This window comes from Hyphomonas polymorpha PS728 (assembly GCF_000685315.1).
Lineage (GTDB): Bacteria > Pseudomonadota > Alphaproteobacteria > Caulobacterales > Hyphomonadaceae > Hyphomonas > Hyphomonas polymorpha.
This window is the reverse complement of record NZ_ARYM01000004.1, coordinates 12,476-29,448: the sequence shown is the minus strand read 5'-3', so window position 1 is coordinate 29,448 and position 16,973 is coordinate 12,476. Positions and strand designations below refer to the sequence as shown.

The 16,973-nt window shown below is 64.5% G+C and carries 12 protein-coding genes; 7 read left to right on the top strand and 5 right to left on the bottom strand.

Annotated features, from left to right (window positions below):
- Positions 1–3: 3 nt before the first annotated feature.
- Positions 4–1,260, bottom strand: a complete 1,257-nt coding sequence (locus tag HPO_RS04215) for a multidrug effflux MFS transporter (RefSeq protein ID WP_241767860.1) — start codon at positions 1,258–1,260, stop codon at positions 4–6.
- 189 nt (positions 1,261–1,449) lie between these two features.
- Here HPO_RS04215 and HPO_RS04210 point away from each other — a divergent pair, with 189 nt between their 5' ends.
- Positions 1,450–3,057, top strand: a complete 1,608-nt coding sequence (locus HPO_RS04210) for a PQQ-dependent sugar dehydrogenase (protein ID WP_035594964.1) — start codon at positions 1,450–1,452, stop codon at positions 3,055–3,057.
- Positions 3,058–3,102: 45 nt separating this feature from the next.
- Here the strand turns inward: HPO_RS04210 and HPO_RS04205 are convergent, their stop codons facing one another.
- The 4 genes from HPO_RS04205 to HPO_RS04190 form a co-directional block, all read right to left on the bottom strand.
- Positions 3,103–3,675, bottom strand: coding sequence for a CC0125/CC1285 family lipoprotein (locus HPO_RS04205; protein ID WP_035594961.1), 573 nt, complete (start codon positions 3,673–3,675; stop codon positions 3,103–3,105).
- Between the two features lie 184 nt (positions 3,676–3,859).
- The gene (locus tag HPO_RS04200; protein WP_035594958.1) at positions 3,860–5,290 is read right to left on the bottom strand and encodes an aldehyde dehydrogenase family protein; all 1,431 of its coding nucleotides are present in this window, start codon (positions 5,288–5,290) and stop codon (positions 3,860–3,862) included.
- Positions 5,291–5,392: 102 nt separating this feature from the next.
- Positions 5,393–5,593, bottom strand: coding sequence for a hypothetical protein (locus HPO_RS04195; protein ID WP_035594956.1), 201 nt, complete (start codon positions 5,591–5,593; stop codon positions 5,393–5,395).
- On the bottom strand, positions 5,590–7,155 hold the full coding sequence (locus tag HPO_RS04190; protein WP_035594953.1) for a helicase HerA-like domain-containing protein: 1,566 nt from the start codon (positions 7,153–7,155) through the stop codon (positions 5,590–5,592). The genes HPO_RS04195 and HPO_RS04190 overlap by 4 nt, the downstream gene beginning before the upstream one ends.
- A gap of 151 nt (positions 7,156–7,306) precedes the next feature.
- Here HPO_RS04190 and HPO_RS04185 point away from each other — a divergent pair, with 151 nt between their 5' ends.
- The 6 genes from HPO_RS04185 to HPO_RS04160 all read left to right on the top strand — a co-directional run bounded on the left by HPO_RS04185 (position 7,307) and on the right by HPO_RS04160 (position 16,932).
- The gene (locus tag HPO_RS04185; protein WP_035594950.1) at positions 7,307–8,398 is read left to right on the top strand and encodes an AI-2E family transporter; all 1,092 of its coding nucleotides are present in this window, start codon (positions 7,307–7,309) and stop codon (positions 8,396–8,398) included.
- Between the two features lie 374 nt (positions 8,399–8,772).
- Entirely contained in the window at positions 8,773–13,497 is a 4,725-nt protein-coding gene (locus HPO_RS04180) for an NAD-glutamate dehydrogenase (RefSeq protein WP_035594947.1), read from the top strand.
- Positions 13,498–13,565: 68 nt separating this feature from the next.
- Complete coding sequence (locus tag HPO_RS04175) at positions 13,566–14,243, top strand: glutathione S-transferase family protein (protein WP_035595348.1); 678 nt, start codon at positions 13,566–13,568, stop codon at positions 14,241–14,243.
- Positions 14,224–15,351: a tRNA epoxyqueuosine(34) reductase QueG gene (queG, locus tag HPO_RS04170; RefSeq protein ID WP_051612260.1), complete on the top strand. Its 1,128-nt coding sequence runs from the start codon at positions 14,224–14,226 to the stop codon at positions 15,349–15,351. The genes HPO_RS04175 and queG overlap by 20 nt, the downstream gene beginning before the upstream one ends.
- Positions 15,348–16,475 (top strand): monofunctional biosynthetic peptidoglycan transglycosylase, encoded by a 1,128-nt coding sequence (gene mtgA / locus HPO_RS20180; RefSeq protein ID WP_084324140.1) that lies wholly within the window; start codon positions 15,348–15,350, stop codon positions 16,473–16,475. The genes queG and mtgA overlap by 4 nt, the downstream gene beginning before the upstream one ends.
- Positions 16,476–16,677: 202 nt before the next feature.
- Entirely contained in the window at positions 16,678–16,932 is a 255-nt protein-coding gene (locus HPO_RS04160) for a phage terminase large subunit family protein (protein ID WP_157532655.1), read from the top strand.
- Positions 16,933–16,973: the final 41 nt, after the last annotated feature.

Genomic DNA, 16,973 nt, shown 5'->3' with positions numbered 1-16,973 from the left:
CGCTCAGTAGCGGCTGAACAGCCGGCCTTTTTCCGTCACCAGGATCACGAGCAGAGACGCCACGCCGAGGATCACGAAGCCGAAGGACAGCGGCACGGTCGTGCCGTCAAACTGCGCGCCGATGATCATGCCGATGATGCTGGAGATCATCGTGGTGGCAAAGCCATAGGCGGCAGACGCCGTGCCCGCGATCTTGCCGAGCGGTTCCATGGCCAGGGCCGAGAAGTTTGACCCCATCATGCCGAAACAGGCAAAGCCGATGGCAAACAGCGGGAAGAACACGGCCAGGTTTTCGCCCCAGGTGAGCGTTGCGATGGTCAGCAGCAGGGTCGAGATGATGAAGGTGAACAGGGCAATATGGCTGATGCGGCGCATGCCCATCCGCTCCACCAGGCGTGAGTTGGCAAAGTTCGACAGGGCCAGCGCCGCCGCGATCCCGGCAAACCAGTAGGCGAAGGTGTCGCCCTGATCGAACACTTCCCGGAACACCTGTTCGGAGGAGGCAATGAAGGCAAACAGCGAGCCGAAGACGAGCCCCGAGGCCAGCATGTAGCCAAAGCTCACCCGTGTGCGGATAACCTGCATATAGGCAGCCATCACGCTGCCGATCTCCAGGGACTGGCGCGCCGCCTTCGGCAGGCTTTCCGGCAGGCGAAACCATGTCCAGGCGAACATCAGCCCGCCCCAGACGGCCAGCACGATGAAGATGCCTTCCCACGGCGCCACATAGAGGATCATCTGGCCAATCGCCGGCGCGATGATCGGCACGATCATGAACACGGTCATCACCAGCGACATGAAACTCGCCATGGCCCGCCCGGCGAACAGGTCGCGCACCACCGCCGAGGCCACCGTGCGCGCGCCCGATGAAAACACCCCTTGCAGGAACCGCGCGGCCAGAAGCGCCCAGAAACTGTGAGCCACGACACAGAGGAACGCCATCAGCATATAGCCGGCAAGCGCCACGAACAGCGGCGCGCGCCGCCCGAACCGGTCGGTGATCGGGCCCCAGATCAGCTGCGGCGCGCCGAAACCCAGCACATAGGCGAAGATGATCAGCTGCTGCCGGTTCTGGTCGCCGCCTTCTTCCGTCAGGCCGGTGGCGCGCGCAATCTCCCCCAGGGCGGGCAGCATGATGTCGATGGCGATGGCATTGAGGGCCATCAGGCCCGCAACAATCGCCACAAACTCAACTTTGCGCATGCCTGTCGGTGGGGGCATGTGAAGGCCTTCGGCCTTGCCCGCTTCACTTCCGTCCATTGGTCCGGTCTTTCCAAAATCCGGCGCGTCTCAGACTTTCCAGCCAAGGCCGCCCGTCAACAACCCGGCCTTTTGGACCCATCTTTCCCGCTTGGCCAGAGTTGGGCGGTATAAATTCGTGCTGGCGGATAATTTCCTTGCGAAATCTACACTTCGGGCGGTTCTGGGGGAGTGGTAAGGATTCTCCTCATGAAAACACCGATACTCCGTACAGAGCGCTGGGTGGCCCTTGCCACTGCCGGGATTTTTGCGCTTCAGGCCTGCGGAGGCGGGGGTGGGGGCGGATCCGGCGCCTCGCCGCCCCCGCCACCTCCTCCGGCCCCGCCGCCGCCGGTGAACCAGCCCCCGTCGATCACTTCGCTGGCCACGGCCTCGATCAATGAAGGCACAACCGGCCCGGTCTACACGCTGACGGCCACCGATCCGGACGGAGATGCGCTCACCCGCGCGCTGGTTGCCGAAGGAGACGCTTCGTTTTTCAGCTTCAATGCCAGCACCGGCGTCCTCTCCCTCAACGCGGCCCTCGATTATGAGGCGCCTCAGGACGCCAATGGCGACAATATCTATGAGGTGAACTTCCGCGTCGAAGACGGGCGCGGCGGCGTGGCGACGCTGGCGGTTCAGATCCGCGTACTGGATGTGGACGAGACAATAACCGGCATGGCCCTGCGCCGGGTGGCAACCGGCCTCAGCCAGCCGCTCTATCTGGAAGGCATTCCGGGCACGGACCGTGTGGTCGTGCTGCAGAAAGGCGGCCTCGCCGTCGTACTTGACCCCTCCTTGACCTCAGCCATGCCTGACCCGGTTCCTTTCCTGGATGTCTCATCGCAGGTCGGCACCGATGGCGAACAGGGGCTGGTGGGCATGGCCTTCTCGCCGAATTTTGCCACTGACAGCACAGTCTACGTGAACCTGACCAATACGGCCGGTGATACCGAAATCCGCCGTTATCGGACCTATGCCAGCAACCCGCTGCAACTGGATCCAGCGACATCGAACGTCATCCTGAGGATCCCCCAGATTGATGAATTCCATAACGGCGGCTGGCTCGGCTTTGGCAATGACGGCCTGCTGTATATCGCAACGGGCGATGGCGGCGGCGTAACGGCCGGCGCAGACCAGAGCGCGCAGAATACCAACTCTCTGCTCGGCAAGATCCTGCGCATCGACGTGGCGCATGACGGGGACGGTTTCCCCGATGATGACGACCGCGACTATCGCATCCCGGCGGGCAATGCCTTTGCCTCCAACGGCAGCGCCGGGCGTCCGGAAATCTTCGCTCTGGGTCTGCGCAATCCCTGGCGGTCGAGCTTTGACCGCCAGACAGGCGATCTCTTTATTGCCGATGTCGGCCAGTCCAATCGCGAGGAAATCAACAGGATGCGCCCGTCCGATGTCGGCGCCAATTATGGCTGGGCCGTTCGCGAGGGCACCGCCTTCTATTCGGGCCCGGATTCGGGGAGCTTCACGCCCCCGGTTGCTGATTATGGCCATGGGACGGGCGCGACGCAGGGCCGCTCAATCACCGGCGGATATGTCTATCGCGGCAATATCGGCCCGATCCGCAACCATTATCTGTTTGCAGACTTTGCCAGCAACAATGTCTGGTCGGTTCCGGTCTCGTCGCTGACAGTGGGACAGACGCTGCCCGCCAGCCAGTTCAATCGCCTGAATGACCAGCTCGTGCCCGATGCCGGAGCGCTGAGCAGCATCTCCAGCTTCGGCATGGACAATGACGGCAACGTCTACATCGTTTCCATCGGCGGCAGCATCTTCAGAATTGAGGGCGCCCCGTAAGGCGCCCTCTCATCATTCCGGCAAGGGGGCTTCAGGCCCGCGCCCTTACGGCGCGGTGCGCTGGATCTGACCGGCCAGGTTGAAGATCACCTGATCGGCATCGAAGAAGGCCACATCATCGGGCTTGGCGCCTTTGCCCATCACGATCTCGGCGCTGGCGATATAGCTTGTCTGTTCCCGATAGCTCATCGGGCCGTCCCAGAAGGGATCATAGAAGCTGTACCGGCTGTAGCGCACGCTGCGATAGGGATCGTAGAAATACCCTGCGCGCGGGCCGAAATAGCGGTAGTTCAGATAGAAGTGATCATAATAGGGCGAATAGCCTGCGCCCGAGGGGATCACGCGCGTATTGGCGTCGGTGTCCCGGCGCACCACGCGGAAATGGTCATATCCGTTCTGTTTGGTCAGCTCGGCGGCCCGGAACAGCAGATAGGTCTCCACCGTCTTCCGGTCGGTCAGCGAGTTCCCCGAGAACTCCACCTGGAAGCGGTTGTCCTCGATCTTCATTTCCGAATAGCCGCGATCAGAGACGGTCGCAGGCTGATAGGGGGTTGCCGTGGCGCAGGCCGCCGTAAAGGCGAGCGCGGCGACAGCTGCGGCAAGGCTAAGGCGTTTCATGGCACGGCCTCCAAGAGTTTCTTTTCCACTATATAGTGTGACTCCACGAAGATGAACGCCAGCCAACACGCAAGTTCACAACAACGTGACGCAGGCGCCCGGCGATCACGATGCCGTGGGCAGTCAAAAAGAAACGGCAGCCGGGGGGCTGCCGTTCCATCAAACTTGCGAAAAACCGCAGAGATCAGGCGGTTTTGTAGCCGATCACGGCTTTGACTTCGAGGAACTCCTCAAAGCCATGCTCGCCCCATTCGCGGCCGTTGCCGGACTGGCCATAGCCGCCAAACGGCGCGGTGAAGTCAGGGCGCGCGCCATTGACGAGGATCTGGCCAGCGCGGATGCGGTTGGCGATCTCGTTGGCTTCCTTTTCCGGGCCCTGAACATAGCCGGCGAGACCGTAAACGGTGTCATTGGCCATTTCGACCGCGTCGTCGACGGTGTCATAAGGAATCATGACGAGCACCGGCCCGAAGATTTCCTCGCGCGCGATGGTCATGTCATTGGTGACGTTGGCAAACACGGTCGGCCGGGCGAAATAGCCCTTGTTGAAGCCTTCGGGGCGGCCAGGACCACCGGCAACGAGGGTTGCGCCCTCTTCGATGCCTTTCTGGATCAGGTCCTGAACCTTCTGATACTGGTTGCCGTTGGAGATCGGGCCAATGGCGCCGGGAGGGGCGTCGGCCGGATTGGCAACCTTCACGGCTTCGGCGGTGGCCTTGGCAATTGCGATGGCCTGGTCCTGCTGATCCTTCTGCACGAACATCCGCGAAGGGGCGTTACAGCTCTGGCCCGAATTGGTCATCATGTTCATGATGCCGCTGGAAACGGCTTTCTGCAGATCGGCCGTAGGCAGAACAATATTCGGGCTCTTGCCGCCAAGTTCCTGGGCCACGCGCTTGACGGTCGGGGCAGCGGCCTGGGCCACCAGCACGCCGGCGCGCGTCGAACCGGTGAAGGACACCATGTCCACGTCGGGGTGGGACGACATCGCCGAGCCAACGCCCGGGCCGTCGCCGTTCACAAGGTTGAACACGCCCTTGGGCACGCCGGCCTCATGCAGCACTTCGGCAAAGATCATCGCGTCGAGCGGGGCAATTTCCGAAGGCTTCAGCACCATGGTGCAGCCCGCCGCGATTGCCGGGGCAACTTTACAGGCGATCTGGTTCAGCGGCCAGTTCCAGGGCGTGATAAACGCGCACACGCCAATCGGCTCCTTGCGCAGCAGGGTGGAGCCTTTCAGCTCTTCCCATTTGTATTCGCGCAGGAGGGCGGCGGTGGTGGCGAAATGGCCGAGGCCCGACGGCACCTGGGCGGCGTTGGCCAGCCACATCGGCGCGCCCATCTCCTCGGAGATCGCCTTGGCCAGGTCGGGCATCCGCTTCTGCAGGCCGGCGGTGATCTTGTCGAGCAGGTCGGCGCGGTATTCCACGCTGGTCTGCGAGAAGCTCGGGAAGGCGCGCTTGGCGGCGGCAACAGCCTTGTCCACATCCGCGGCAGAGCCGATGGAGATGACAGCGAAGTTCTCTTCCGTGGCGGGGTTTTCGACTTCCAGGGTGCGCGGCGTTACCGGATCAACCCATTCGCCATCGATATAGAATTTGAGATATTGTTGCATCAGTAGGGCCTCCCTTGGGCGCAGCTTATTGAGCCATCCCCTTGACTATAGGAGAGGTGTGCCCGTTTCGCCACTCCTGACGCGGGGGGAGGGCTGCGCCGCTTACTTCTTCGTCTTCACCCAGCCGCGTCCGGCCATGCAATTGATGTAGTTCACCTGGATGCCATAGCTGATCTGCTGGCAGGCGGCGCGGGCGGATTCGTAGGGCATGGCCCCCTCCCGGGCGGTCCAGCCATCATTCGGGGCGCTGGCGCAGGCGGAAAGCACGGCAGCGGCGGCAAGGGCGAGCGCGATCTGTCTCATTTCTTTTTCATGTTCCCGAAAATGCCGCGCAGGATGTAGCGGGTAACTTCGCGGCTGATTGTGGTGGCGGCGGTGTTGGTGGCGCGCTCGGTGGGCGTCATCCGGCGCGAGCGGCTGGCTGTGGTGGCGCGCCCCTTGGCCGGGGCCTTGGCAGCGGTCTTGGCCTTGGCGGTCGCTTCCTTTTCCTTCTCTGCCGCCAGCCTGGCCTTCTCGGCAACCTTGGCGGCTTCGGCTTCCTTCTTGGTCAGGATTTCATAGGCAGACTCCCGGTCCACCATCTTGTCATACCGGCCAAAGAGCGGGCTTGCCTTGTTGATCTCGGCGCGCTCGGCATCGGTCACCGGGCCAAGGCGCGAGGCAGGCGGGCGGATCAGCGTGCGCTGCACGACAGATGGCGTGCCCTTGGCGTCGAGGGTTGAAACCAGCGCTTCGCCCACGCCGAGCTCGGTGATCACGGTCTCGGTCTTGAAGGCAGGGTTGGGCCGGAAGGAGGCCGCGGCAGACTTCACCGCTTTCTGCTCCATCGGCGTATAAGCGCGCAGCGCGTGCTGCACCCGGTTGCCAAGCTGGGCCAGCACGCTTTCGGGCACATCGCGCGGGTTCTGCGTCACGAAATACACCCCCACCCCTTTCGAGCGGATAAGGCGCACCACCTGCTCGATCTTCTGCAGCAGGGCAGGCGGAGTGTCCGTGAACAGAAGATGGGCCTCGTCGAAGAAGAAGACGAGGCGCGGTTTTTCCGGGTCGCCAATCTCGGGCAGCTGCTCGAACAGTTCCGACAGCAGCCACAGCAGGAAGGTGGAATAGAGTTTCGGGCTGTTAATCAGCTTGGTCGCGTCCAGAATGTTCACATAGCCGCGCCCGTCACGGGTCGTGCGCATGAAGTCTGCCAGCTCCAGTGCCGGCTCGCCGAAAAAGCTCTCCGCCCCGGCGCGCTCCAGCACCAGCAATTCACGCTGCACGGCGGCCAGCGAAGCGGGCGCCACATTGCCATACTTGCGGCTCACCTCCTCGCGGATGCCAGGCTCGCCCAGATGCGCCAGCAGCTTGCGCAGGTCCTTCAGGTCCAGAATGCGGAAATCGGGGTCATCCACGCAGCGGTCGTCCGCATACTGAAAGGCAATGTTGAGAATGCCTTCCTGCACGGCGGTCAGCCCCATCAGGCGCGAGAGCAGCACCGGGCCCATCTCGGCAATCGTGGCGCGGATGGGGTGGCCCTTCTCGCCGAACACGTCCCAGAAGATCACCGGCGCGGGATGATAGCTTAGCGGGCCCATGCCGATGGCTTCCGCCCGGCTGGTGAAGGAGGCATGCGCCTTGTGGGTTTCCGTGCCGGGAAAGGCGATGCCCGAAAGGTCGCCTTTCACATCGGCAGCGAACACCGGAACGCCGGCATCGGCAAAGGCCTGCGCCATCACCTGCAGGGTCACGGTCTTGCCGGTGCCGGTGGCGCCGGCAACCAGGCCATGCCGGTTGGCCACTTTCAGGATCAGCGACTGGGCGTCGTCCGGCGTGCCGGCGCCATCGGCGTCTGCGCCCCCCAGGAAGATTGTCTCGCTCATGCCGCCGCCCCTTGCTGATATGGTCTGAAATCAAGGCGATGAGGCTAGCTGTTCCGCAGATTTCAGCAAGCTATGCCGCGCAGGTTTCTCCCGCTTGACGGGGAAGGGGCGCCGCCCCACCCTGACGGCTCACATTCAATCGGAGCAGTAAATGGGCAGCGCCACCAAGACCGGCATCTGGATCATCGCCACAGGCGTGATCATCGCGCTTCTCTATCTGGGCCGGGATATCCTGGCCACCTTCGCCATGGCCGTCTTCCTCTTCCTGATCATCGAGGGCTTCGGCACCGTCATCAACAATGCCTCGCGCACCATCCATATTGGCCTGGCGCGTATCCTGGCGGTGTTGCTGGTGGTGGGCGGCTTTGTCGGCTTCATCGCGCTGATGGCCAATGGCGTGGCCGAGTTTGGCCGCGACGGCGCAGACTATGAAGAGAAGATCAACGGCCTGATTGCCGATATCTATTCCGTTGCCCATCTGCAGGACGCCCCGACGCTCACCCATCTGGTGTTCGACCAGGGCGGCCAGCGCTTCTTCGCCACCATCGCCAATTCCGTCAGCGGTCTGTCCGGCGATATCGTGCTGATCCTGATCTATGTCGCCTTCCTGTTCACCGCCCAGTCGATGTGGACCCAGAAGCTCGACAACATCTTCCCTGAGCCGCAGCGCCGCGAAGCGGTCCGCCGGATCGGCAATGACGCCCGCCTCGCCATCGAGAAATACCTCTGGACGCAGACGGTCATCTCCGCGCTGATCACTCTGCTCACCTATATCTCGCTATTGGCACTGGGCGTGCAGAATGCCTTGTTCCTCTCGGCGCTGATCTTCGTGCTGAACTATATCCCGACCGTGGGCTCTATTGTCGCAGCGATGGTGCCGCCGCTGTTTGCCCTGGTCCAGCCTGGGGTACCCGGATGGGTACCCGATGTGGCGCTGCAGGAATCCTACATCTATGCCGCCATCGTCTTTGCGGTGGTCAGCTTCTGGCAGTTCTCGATCGGCAATTTCGTGCAGCCGCGAATGATGGGTGATTCGCTTAACCTCTCGGCCCTCGTGGTTCTGCTGGCGCTGGCCATATGGGGCGTCATCTGGGGCATTCCCGGCATGTTTCTGTCCGCCCCGCTGACTGTGCTGATGATGATTCTCTTTGCCCAGTCCCCGCACACAAGATGGATCGCCATCCTGCTGTCGGCAGATGGCAAACCCAAGGGCGGCGCGCTGAAAGAAGGGGAAGCAATCTGACTGACGGGCGGGCTAGCCAACCCGCCATTGAAATGTTACATGCGGACCGGGTTTAGGCTGTATGGCAATTGATTCCGGTTTGCCGCACTACTGAAAATTAACGTTTGTGGCGTCGGATTGTAGTTGATTTGCCGCCGTCACAAACAACATAAAACAAGATCAGGCTTCCGCGTGCGTCCCCCCACCCAGCCTGCGGAATTTGCCTGTAGGGCCCGCCGGACATGTCCCCGTCTGGCGGGCCCGCTTGTTTTCGGGCCCGTCTCCCCAGCTTCCTGAATCTGCACAACCGTTTCATTCGGAACATGTTTCTTGATGCCTTCCCTTAGGGCGGGTAGACCCGGTGTTTGACCGGTTTTCGAGCAAGAGTCGTTTCCATGCCCCGTTCCACCACCGCCCACGGACCTGCCAGCCAGGTTCTCGATCAGATTCTACAGGAAGCTGCCCGGGAGGATGTCTCCGGCCTGAGTGAGGCAGACATCCAGGCGATGGCCAAGCGCCTGTGGGAATGGGCCGAGGATGTTCCGGCAGGCGCGCGCGCGGTTCACGTTTCCGTGAAAGCCGAAGGCGCCAGCGGGCCCCTGCCGCGCAGCCTGCTACAGGTCACCGGGCCGGACATGCCGTTCCTTGTTGATTCGCTGCTCGGGGAATGCGCCGCCCAGGGCCATGAGGTGAAAACCCTGTTCCACCCTGTCGTCACCATGGCCGATGGGCGGATGGTCTCGATCATCCAGGTTCACACCGCGCTGCTCACCTCGAAAGAGGCAAAGCTGCTGGAAGAGGGGGTGCGCGCCACCCTCGCCGATGTCGAACGCGCCGTGTCCGACCACGCCGCCATGCGCGCCCGGATGCGGGCCGAGATGAAACGCATCTCCGGCCTGCCGCATATTCAGTCTGCGGAGCGGGATGAGGCGGTCGCCTTCCTCGAATGGCTCTCGCGGGAACATTTCGTCTTCCTCGGCGCGCGCGAGTATGACTTCGAAACCGACGCGAAAGGCCGGGTCGTGCCAGCCGAGCCGCTGATGGTCGAAGGCTCCAATCTCGGCATCCTGCGCGACGAAAACCTCAATGTCCTCAGCCGCGACAGCGAGCCCCTCGTGCTGACGCGCGAGATCGGGGAGTTCCTGCAATCGCCCGTGCCGCTGATCATCGCCAAATCGACCCTGCCGAGCCGGGTCCACCGCCGCGTGCCGTGCGACTATATCGGCGTGAAGAAGTATGACGAGGAAGGCCGCGTCAACGGCGAGGTTCGCTTCCTCGGCCTCTTCACGGCCGAGGCCTATGACGAGACGGCTCGCTCCATTCCCTTCGTGCGCCGCCGCGTGCAGAAGATCATGACCGCGTCGGGCGCTGCCCCTGGCGGCCACACCGAAAAGGCCCTCGCCAACCTGATCGAGACCTGGCCGCGTGACGAGCTCTTCCAGACCCGCTCGACCATCCTGGGCCCGATGATCATGGGCGCGCTGCATCTCATCGGCCGCCCGCGCACCCGCGTCTTCCTGCGCCGCGACGAGTTTGACCGGTTCGTCACCGCGCTCGTCTTTGTGCCGCGCGAATCCTATGACACCGCCCTGCGCCAGCGCATCGGCGCGCTGCTGACCGAGGCCTACAAGGGCGACCTGAAAAGCTTCCAGCCCTATTTCGATTCCGGCCCGCTCGCCCGCGTGCATTTCGAGATTGCGCTGCGCCCGGATCATCCCGAGCCCGACCCGGAAGACATCGAGCGCCGCATCATCGAGCTGGCGCGCACCTGGGACCAGGGCTTCCGTGACCTGCTGATGAGTTCGGGCCTGACCGGCGCAGACCGGGAAGGGGCGCGCAGCTTCATCGGCGCCTTCAACGCCGCCTACCGCGAAGCCTTCCCCCCGGAAGAAGCCCTGTCGGATGTCACCTGCATGGCCGCCCTCAGCGCCGGCAAGCCCATCGTGGCGCGGGCCTACCGGCTGGAAACGGATGATCCTTCCAAGGTGCGTGTGAAAATCTACACCCGCACCGGCTCCATCCCGCTGTCCCGCTGCGTGCCCGTGTTCGAGAATCTCGGCCTCTTTGTGGATTTCGAGACCGGTTATCCCGTCCGCCCTCTGACGAAGCCTGTCGAGGATGCTCCCGATGTCTACTGGATCCACTCCCTGTCGATGCAGACCGCCGATGGCTCGGCCCTCGCGCTGGAAAACATCGCCCATGCCTTCGAGCAGGCCTTCCTGGCCGTCTGGGGCGGCAGCGCCGAAAATGATGGCTTCAACAAGCTGGTGCTGGTGGCCGGGGCAAGCTGGCGTCAGGCCGCGCTGATCCGCGCGCTCGCCTCCTATCGCCGCCAGAGCGGCCTTGACCAGCCTCAGGAAGTCCAGGAAGCCGCGCTCGCCCGCTACCCCGCCGTCACCCGCCTGCTGCTTGATCTTTTCGCCGCCCGCTTTGATCCGGAGGCGCACAAGTCCCTGGACGCGCGCAAGAAGGCGCAGGCCGCGTTGGTGGCCAGGTTTGAAGACGCGATGAAGGATGTCGTCAGCCTGGCAGACGATATCGTCCTGCGCCGGCTGTTCCACCTCGTCGAAGCCATTCAGCGTACGAACTTCTACCAGGAAGACGAGACTGGCGGCGTCCGCCCCTTCATCAGCTTCAAGGTGGCCAGCCGCGAGCTGGCAGACCTGCCCGAGCCCAAACCCTTCCGCGAAATCTTCATGCACAGCCCGAAAGTGGAGGGCGTCCACCTGCGCTTCGGCCCGGTGGCGCGCGGCGGCCTGCGCTGGTCAGACCGCCCGTCGGATTACCGCACCGAAGTCCTCGGCCTCGTCAAGGCCCAGCAGGTGAAGAACGCCGTCATCGTGCCGGTCGGCTCCAAGGGCGGCTTCTATCCCAAACAGCTCGCCGACCGGTCAGACCGCGACGCCTGGTTTGAAAGCGGGCGCGACGCCTACAAGCAGTTCATCACCGCGCTGCTCGGCGTCACCGACAACATCATCGAAGGCAAGGTCGTGCATCCTCCGCGTACGGTCATCTGGGATGGGGAAGACCCCTATCTCGTGGTCGCCGCCGACAAGGGCACCGCTACCTTCTCCGACACCGCCAACGCCATCAGCCTTGAAAAGGGCCACTGGCTGGGCGACGCCTTCGCCTCGGGCGGCTCGGCCGGGTATGACCACAAGAAAATGGGCATCACCGCGCGCGGTGCCTGGGAAGCGGTCAAGCGCCACTTCCGCGAAATGGGCCGCGACATCCAGACCGAGCCCTTCACCGTCATCGGCGTGGGCGACATGTCGGGCGATGTGTTCGGCAATGGCATGCTGCTGTCGCCGGAAATCCGCCTCGTGGCCGCCTTCAACCACATGCACATCTTCCTCGACCCCAATCCGGGCGACGCGAAGAAAAACCTGGCCGAGCGCGAACGCATGTTCGCCCTGCCGCGCTCAAGCTGGGCAGACTACAACACAAAGCTCATCTCCAAGGGCGGCGGCATCTTCGAGCGCTCGGCCAAGTCGATCACGCTGACGCCGGAGATCAAGTCGCTCGCCGGTATCAGCAAGGATGTCGTCACCCCGGACGAGCTGATCAACGCGCTGCTCAAGGCAGAGGCAGATCTCCTATGGTTCGGCGGCATCGGCACCTATGTGAAGGCTGCCCATGAAAGCCACGCCGATGTCGGCGACCGCGCCAATGACGGCGTGCGCGTCAATGGCCGGGATCTGAAGGCCAAGGTCATCGGGGAAGGGGCCAATCTCGGCATGACCCAGGCCGCCCGGATCGAGTTCGCCCTTGCCGGCGGGCGCCTCAACACCGATGCCATCGACAACTCGGCCGGTGTGGATTCGTCCGACCACGAAGTGAACATCAAGATCCTCGCCGCGGAGGCTATCCGCCTCGGCGCCCTGAAGGAGGCAGACCGCAACCCGATGCTGGCGCAGATGACCGATGATGTCGCCCGCCTCGTGCTCACGCATAACTATGACCAGACCAACACGCTGACCCTGGCAGAGGCCACCGCCTCCGAAGACCATGAAGCGCTCGAGCGGGTGATGGTCTATCTGGAAGAGCGCGGCGTGCTCAACCGTCCGCTCGAAGGGCTCCCCTCCACCCAGGAGATGCAGGCCCGCGCCGCCGAAGGCCGCCCGCTCACCCGGCCGGAACTCGCCGTGCTGCTCGCCTGGTCGAAGATCGTCCTCTTCGATGATATCGTCGCGTCCGATCTGCCGGATGATCCGTGGTTTGCCGAAGTGCTCAAAGGCTACTTCCCCAGCCCGATCGATGGCTTCGGCGAGGCCCTTGCCAATCACCGCCTGCGCCGCGAGATCATCGCCACGATCATCGCCAACCGCAGCCTGGATCTGGGCGGCCCCGTCGCCATCCAGCGCCTGCGGGAACTCACCGGGGCGGCGCCCGCCGCCGTCATCCGCGGCGTCGAGGCGGCCCGCGCCGTGCTGGATATCGCCGGCTTCCGCAAGGAAGTCTTCGCGCTGGACAACAAGGTCGCCGCTGATCTGCAGACGGAGCTTCAGATCGAGGCCGTGCAGGCCGTCAGCGAGGCCGCCGCCTGGTTCATCCGTGTGCTGCCGGATAAGTCCACCGGGGATGCCGTCAGCCTCACCTATGCCCCGCTGAACGAGCTGAAAGCCGCCCTCAGCAGCATCCAGACGGCCTATCCCGCCGCGCGGATCGAGCGGTCGGCCCGCGCCTTCATGAAGCGCGGCGCCCCTGAAGCGCTCGCCCGCTGGGCCTCGGCGATGAACTATTTTGCCCAGGGCCTCGTCGTCACCGACATCGCCGCCCATTCCGGCCGCAAGGTCGCCGAGGCCGGCGCCACCTTCTATCAGGTGGGCGATGCCCTGCGGCTCGACCGCCTGCGCACCTCGGCGCGCGAGGGCCTCGCCCATGCGCCCTATTGGGACCGTGTCGCCGGCCGCCGCCTCATCTCCGAACTCGTGCGCCTGCAGGCCAGCGTGTCGGAAGAGGCGCTCTCGGCGGGCGGCGTGGAGGCCTGGCTCGAGACGCGTAGCGAAGGGCGCAAACAACTCCTGGCCACCCTCGGCGCGCTCGGCAAGGATCGCGAATGGTCCTTCGCCAAATTTGCGCTCTCAACTGACGCGGTGCGCCAGTTCATGGGTCGTTAGGGAAAAAATCCGGAAGAAAGGGCGCCGGCTCCATACAACGTTTACGCATGTTATCCACAGTCTGGAACATGCTTCGATTGTATCACTGGCCCCTTGATCCCGCCGGACGCATGGTGCGGCTCGTGCTCGCTGAAAAAGGCGAGCCCTTCGAGGCCGTGCCTTCCCGCCCCTGGGCGCCGGAGCTCGACATTGCCTCGATCGCGCCCGGCGCCGTCGCCCCGGCCGTGGTGTCCACCCATGGCACCAGCCCCCGCTTTGCTGCCTGCGGAACGCGCGCCATCTGCGAGCATTTCGAGGAAGTCCGCCCGGTGCCCGCGCTGCTGCCCGATGATCTCTCCGAACGCGCCGAGGCGCGCCGCCTGTGGGCCTGGGTGGAGGCTGGCATGGAGGAGGTGACCGACAATCTCCTCTCCGAGCGCGTCACCCAATGGACCCATCGCGGCCGCCAGCCTGATTCCGACAGGCTGCGCCGCGGCGCCCATGCCCTGCGCGGCCGGCTGACCTATCTCAACGCCCTCACCGAAACGCGCGGCAATCTCGCCGGCCGCCACCTGTCCCTGGCGGATCTCGCCGCCGCCGCCCATCTTTCCGCCTACGACTATTTCGGCGATGTGCAGTGGGAGGCCGTGCCAGACCTCAAAGCCTGGTATATGCGCATCAAGTCCCGGCCGAGCTTCCGGCCCCTGCTTGCTGACCGTCTCGAGGCCGCCCGTCCCGTATCCTATTATGCAGAGCTCGATTTCTGACCCCGAAGCCCGGCTGAAAGAACGGGCCCTCGCCCTCGGTTTCGATGCGGCGGGCATCGCGCGCGCCGATGAGGCCTGGCCGGCGGGCGAGCGCCTGAAAACCTTTGTCGAGCTGGGCCGCCATGGCGACATGGCGTGGATGGAAACCACGCTGGAGCGCCGCAGCGCCCCCACCGCCATGTGGCCAGAAGCCCGCTCCGCCCTCGTCGTCGCCCTGAATTACGGCCCCGATCACAACCCCCTCGATACCCTCTCCGAGACCGCCACCGGAAACATCTCCGTCTACGCACGGGGGAGGGACTATCACGACGTCATCAAGTCCCGCCTCAAACAGCTCGCCGGAGAGGTCGCTGAGGTCACCGGCGCAGACGTGAAGGTCTTCGTCGACACCGCCCCGCTGATGGAAAAGCCGCTGGCTCAGCGCGCCGGCCTCGGCTGGCAGGGCCGTCACACCAATCTCGTCAGCCGCCAGCTCGGCTCCTGGTTCTTCCTCGGCACGGTGCTGACCAGCGCAGATCTCACCCCCGACGCCCCGGAGGCTGACCATTGCGGCTCCTGCCGCGCCTGCCTCGATATCTGCCCCACCGCCGCGTTCCCCGCGCCCTACCAGCTCGATGCCCGCCGCTGCATTTCCTATCTCACCATCGAATATGGCGGCCCCATCCCGGCGGCGTTTCGCCCCGCCATGGGTAACCGCATCTATGGCTGCGATGATTGCCTGGCGGCCTGTCCCTGGAACAAATTTGCCAGCAGCGCGTCTGAAGCAGCACTCTATGCACGCGCAGAACTGAAAGGACCGGGCCTGGACGAGCTTGCCGCCCTGGACGACGCAGCCTTCCGCGAAGTCTTCTCCGGCTCCCCGGTGAAGCGCTCGGGGCGTGACCGGTTCGTGCGCAATGTCGCCGTCGCCATCGGCAATTCCGGAGAGCCCCGCCTGACGGCCAGCCTGCTGGCGCTGCTGCAGGACGACGCCCCCATCGTGCGCGGGGCGGCGATCTGGGCGCTCGCCCGCCTTGATCCTGCCCGCTTTGCAGAGGAAAAGGCGCGCCGCCGCCCCTCGGAGCATGATAGGACGGTGATCGCAGAATGGGATGAGACACCGGCATGAGCGACAGCCTGACCCCGCCGCCTTCGTTTGCGCCGGCGCCCGCCCCGGAGGCCCCCGCGCCAAAGCGCAAGGCCCCCCTCTGGCGGCGCATCCTGGTCGGCATTGTGCTGGCCGGTATCGCTGTCTTCCTGCTGTTCCATCTCTATGCGCTCCTCCTGCGTTTCGCGCCCACGCCCGGCACAATCCTGATGTCCCAGCGCGGCCTGGACGGGCAGGATGTCCGCTATGACTGGGTGCCCCTCGACAGGATTTCCCCGCGCCTTGTCCATGCCGTCATTGCCGCCGAAGACGCTAAATTCTGCACCCATGGCGGCATTGACTGGGAAGCCGTCGAGGCGGCCCGCGAATGGAACGCCAAAAACCCGGACCGCAACCGCCGTGGCGGCTCCACCATCAGCCAGCAGACTGCCAAGAACGTCTTCTTCTGGAATGGCGGCGGCATGCCCCGCAAGGCGGGTGAAGCCTGGATGACCTATGTGATCGAGACTGTCTGGGGCAAGCGGCGCATCATGGAAGTCTATCTCAATGTCGCCGAATGGGGCGATGGCCTCTTCGGCGCCGAGGCTGCGGCCCAGGCCCGCTTCGGCAAATCCGCCGCTGACCTCTCAGAGCGCGAAGCCGCGCTGCTCGCCGCTGTTCTTCCGTCTCCGAACAAATGGAAAGCCGTCAATCCGGGGCCTTATGTCCAGCGCCGCGCCGGCTCCATCCAGGGCCGCATGCGCGTCGTGGCCAATGAAGGCTATGCAGCCTGCGTCTTCGGCGGCGAGGCGCCCCGGCCGCCAGCGGGCGAGCGTCCCAAAGGCGAAACCCCCAAACCCCCGCCGGTGCTGGAAGAGCTGCCCGAAGCCCCCGAAACCGGGGAGGAGGCCCTCGGCGAACCTACCGAAGAGCTCGGCACGGATGTGCCCCGCAACGCCAATGACGAGCTGAACGACCTTCTCAACGCTGCCGACGAATCCCTGCGCGCGCCCCCGCCGCCGGCAGAAGAAGGCGAGCCGGCCCCCTCCGGCGAGATCACCGCCGAGCCGGTCCCCGAACCAGAACCCGCGCCCGAACCTCAGCCCGAAGCGGCCCCCGCCGAAGAGGCCCCCTCCGGCCCTGCCGAACTGCGCCCCCCGGAATAACCTCCGTATAGGGCGCAACCCGCGCAGGGCGGCATCCCGCCGTGTCCCCGGCCAGTGCCTGACCTGCCCGGATTTGTCCCGTTCTGTCCCCGGATTGTCCGCAGAAATCCCGCCAATCTGGGCAAAATTACCCCGCCTGCAGGGCGCAAAACGCCGCAAAACAGGCCGGGTCATCCCCGCCTGTCCCCCGTCCGTTTCCGTGATGGCTATGAAGGCGCGCCCGGAAATCCGGCTGGTGACGGCGTGCCTTGGCAAGCGCGGCCGGGCAGGGCCGGTCGCGGCGATGTATGCGCAGGGCCGCGTCAGCCATGCCGGGCATTTCGATACGCTGGAAGATCAGATGTGCCGGTTTGTTACTGCCGAAGAGGCCGGCTCGCCAGACCGGGTAGACGCCCTGGTCTGGGCCCTCTGGGCCCTGATAGGCGAAGGCCTGGGCCCCCGGTTGCGCGTAGTGTGAGGGGGGAAGGGGGTGGTTGTTGACTTTTCCCGCGCTGCGCG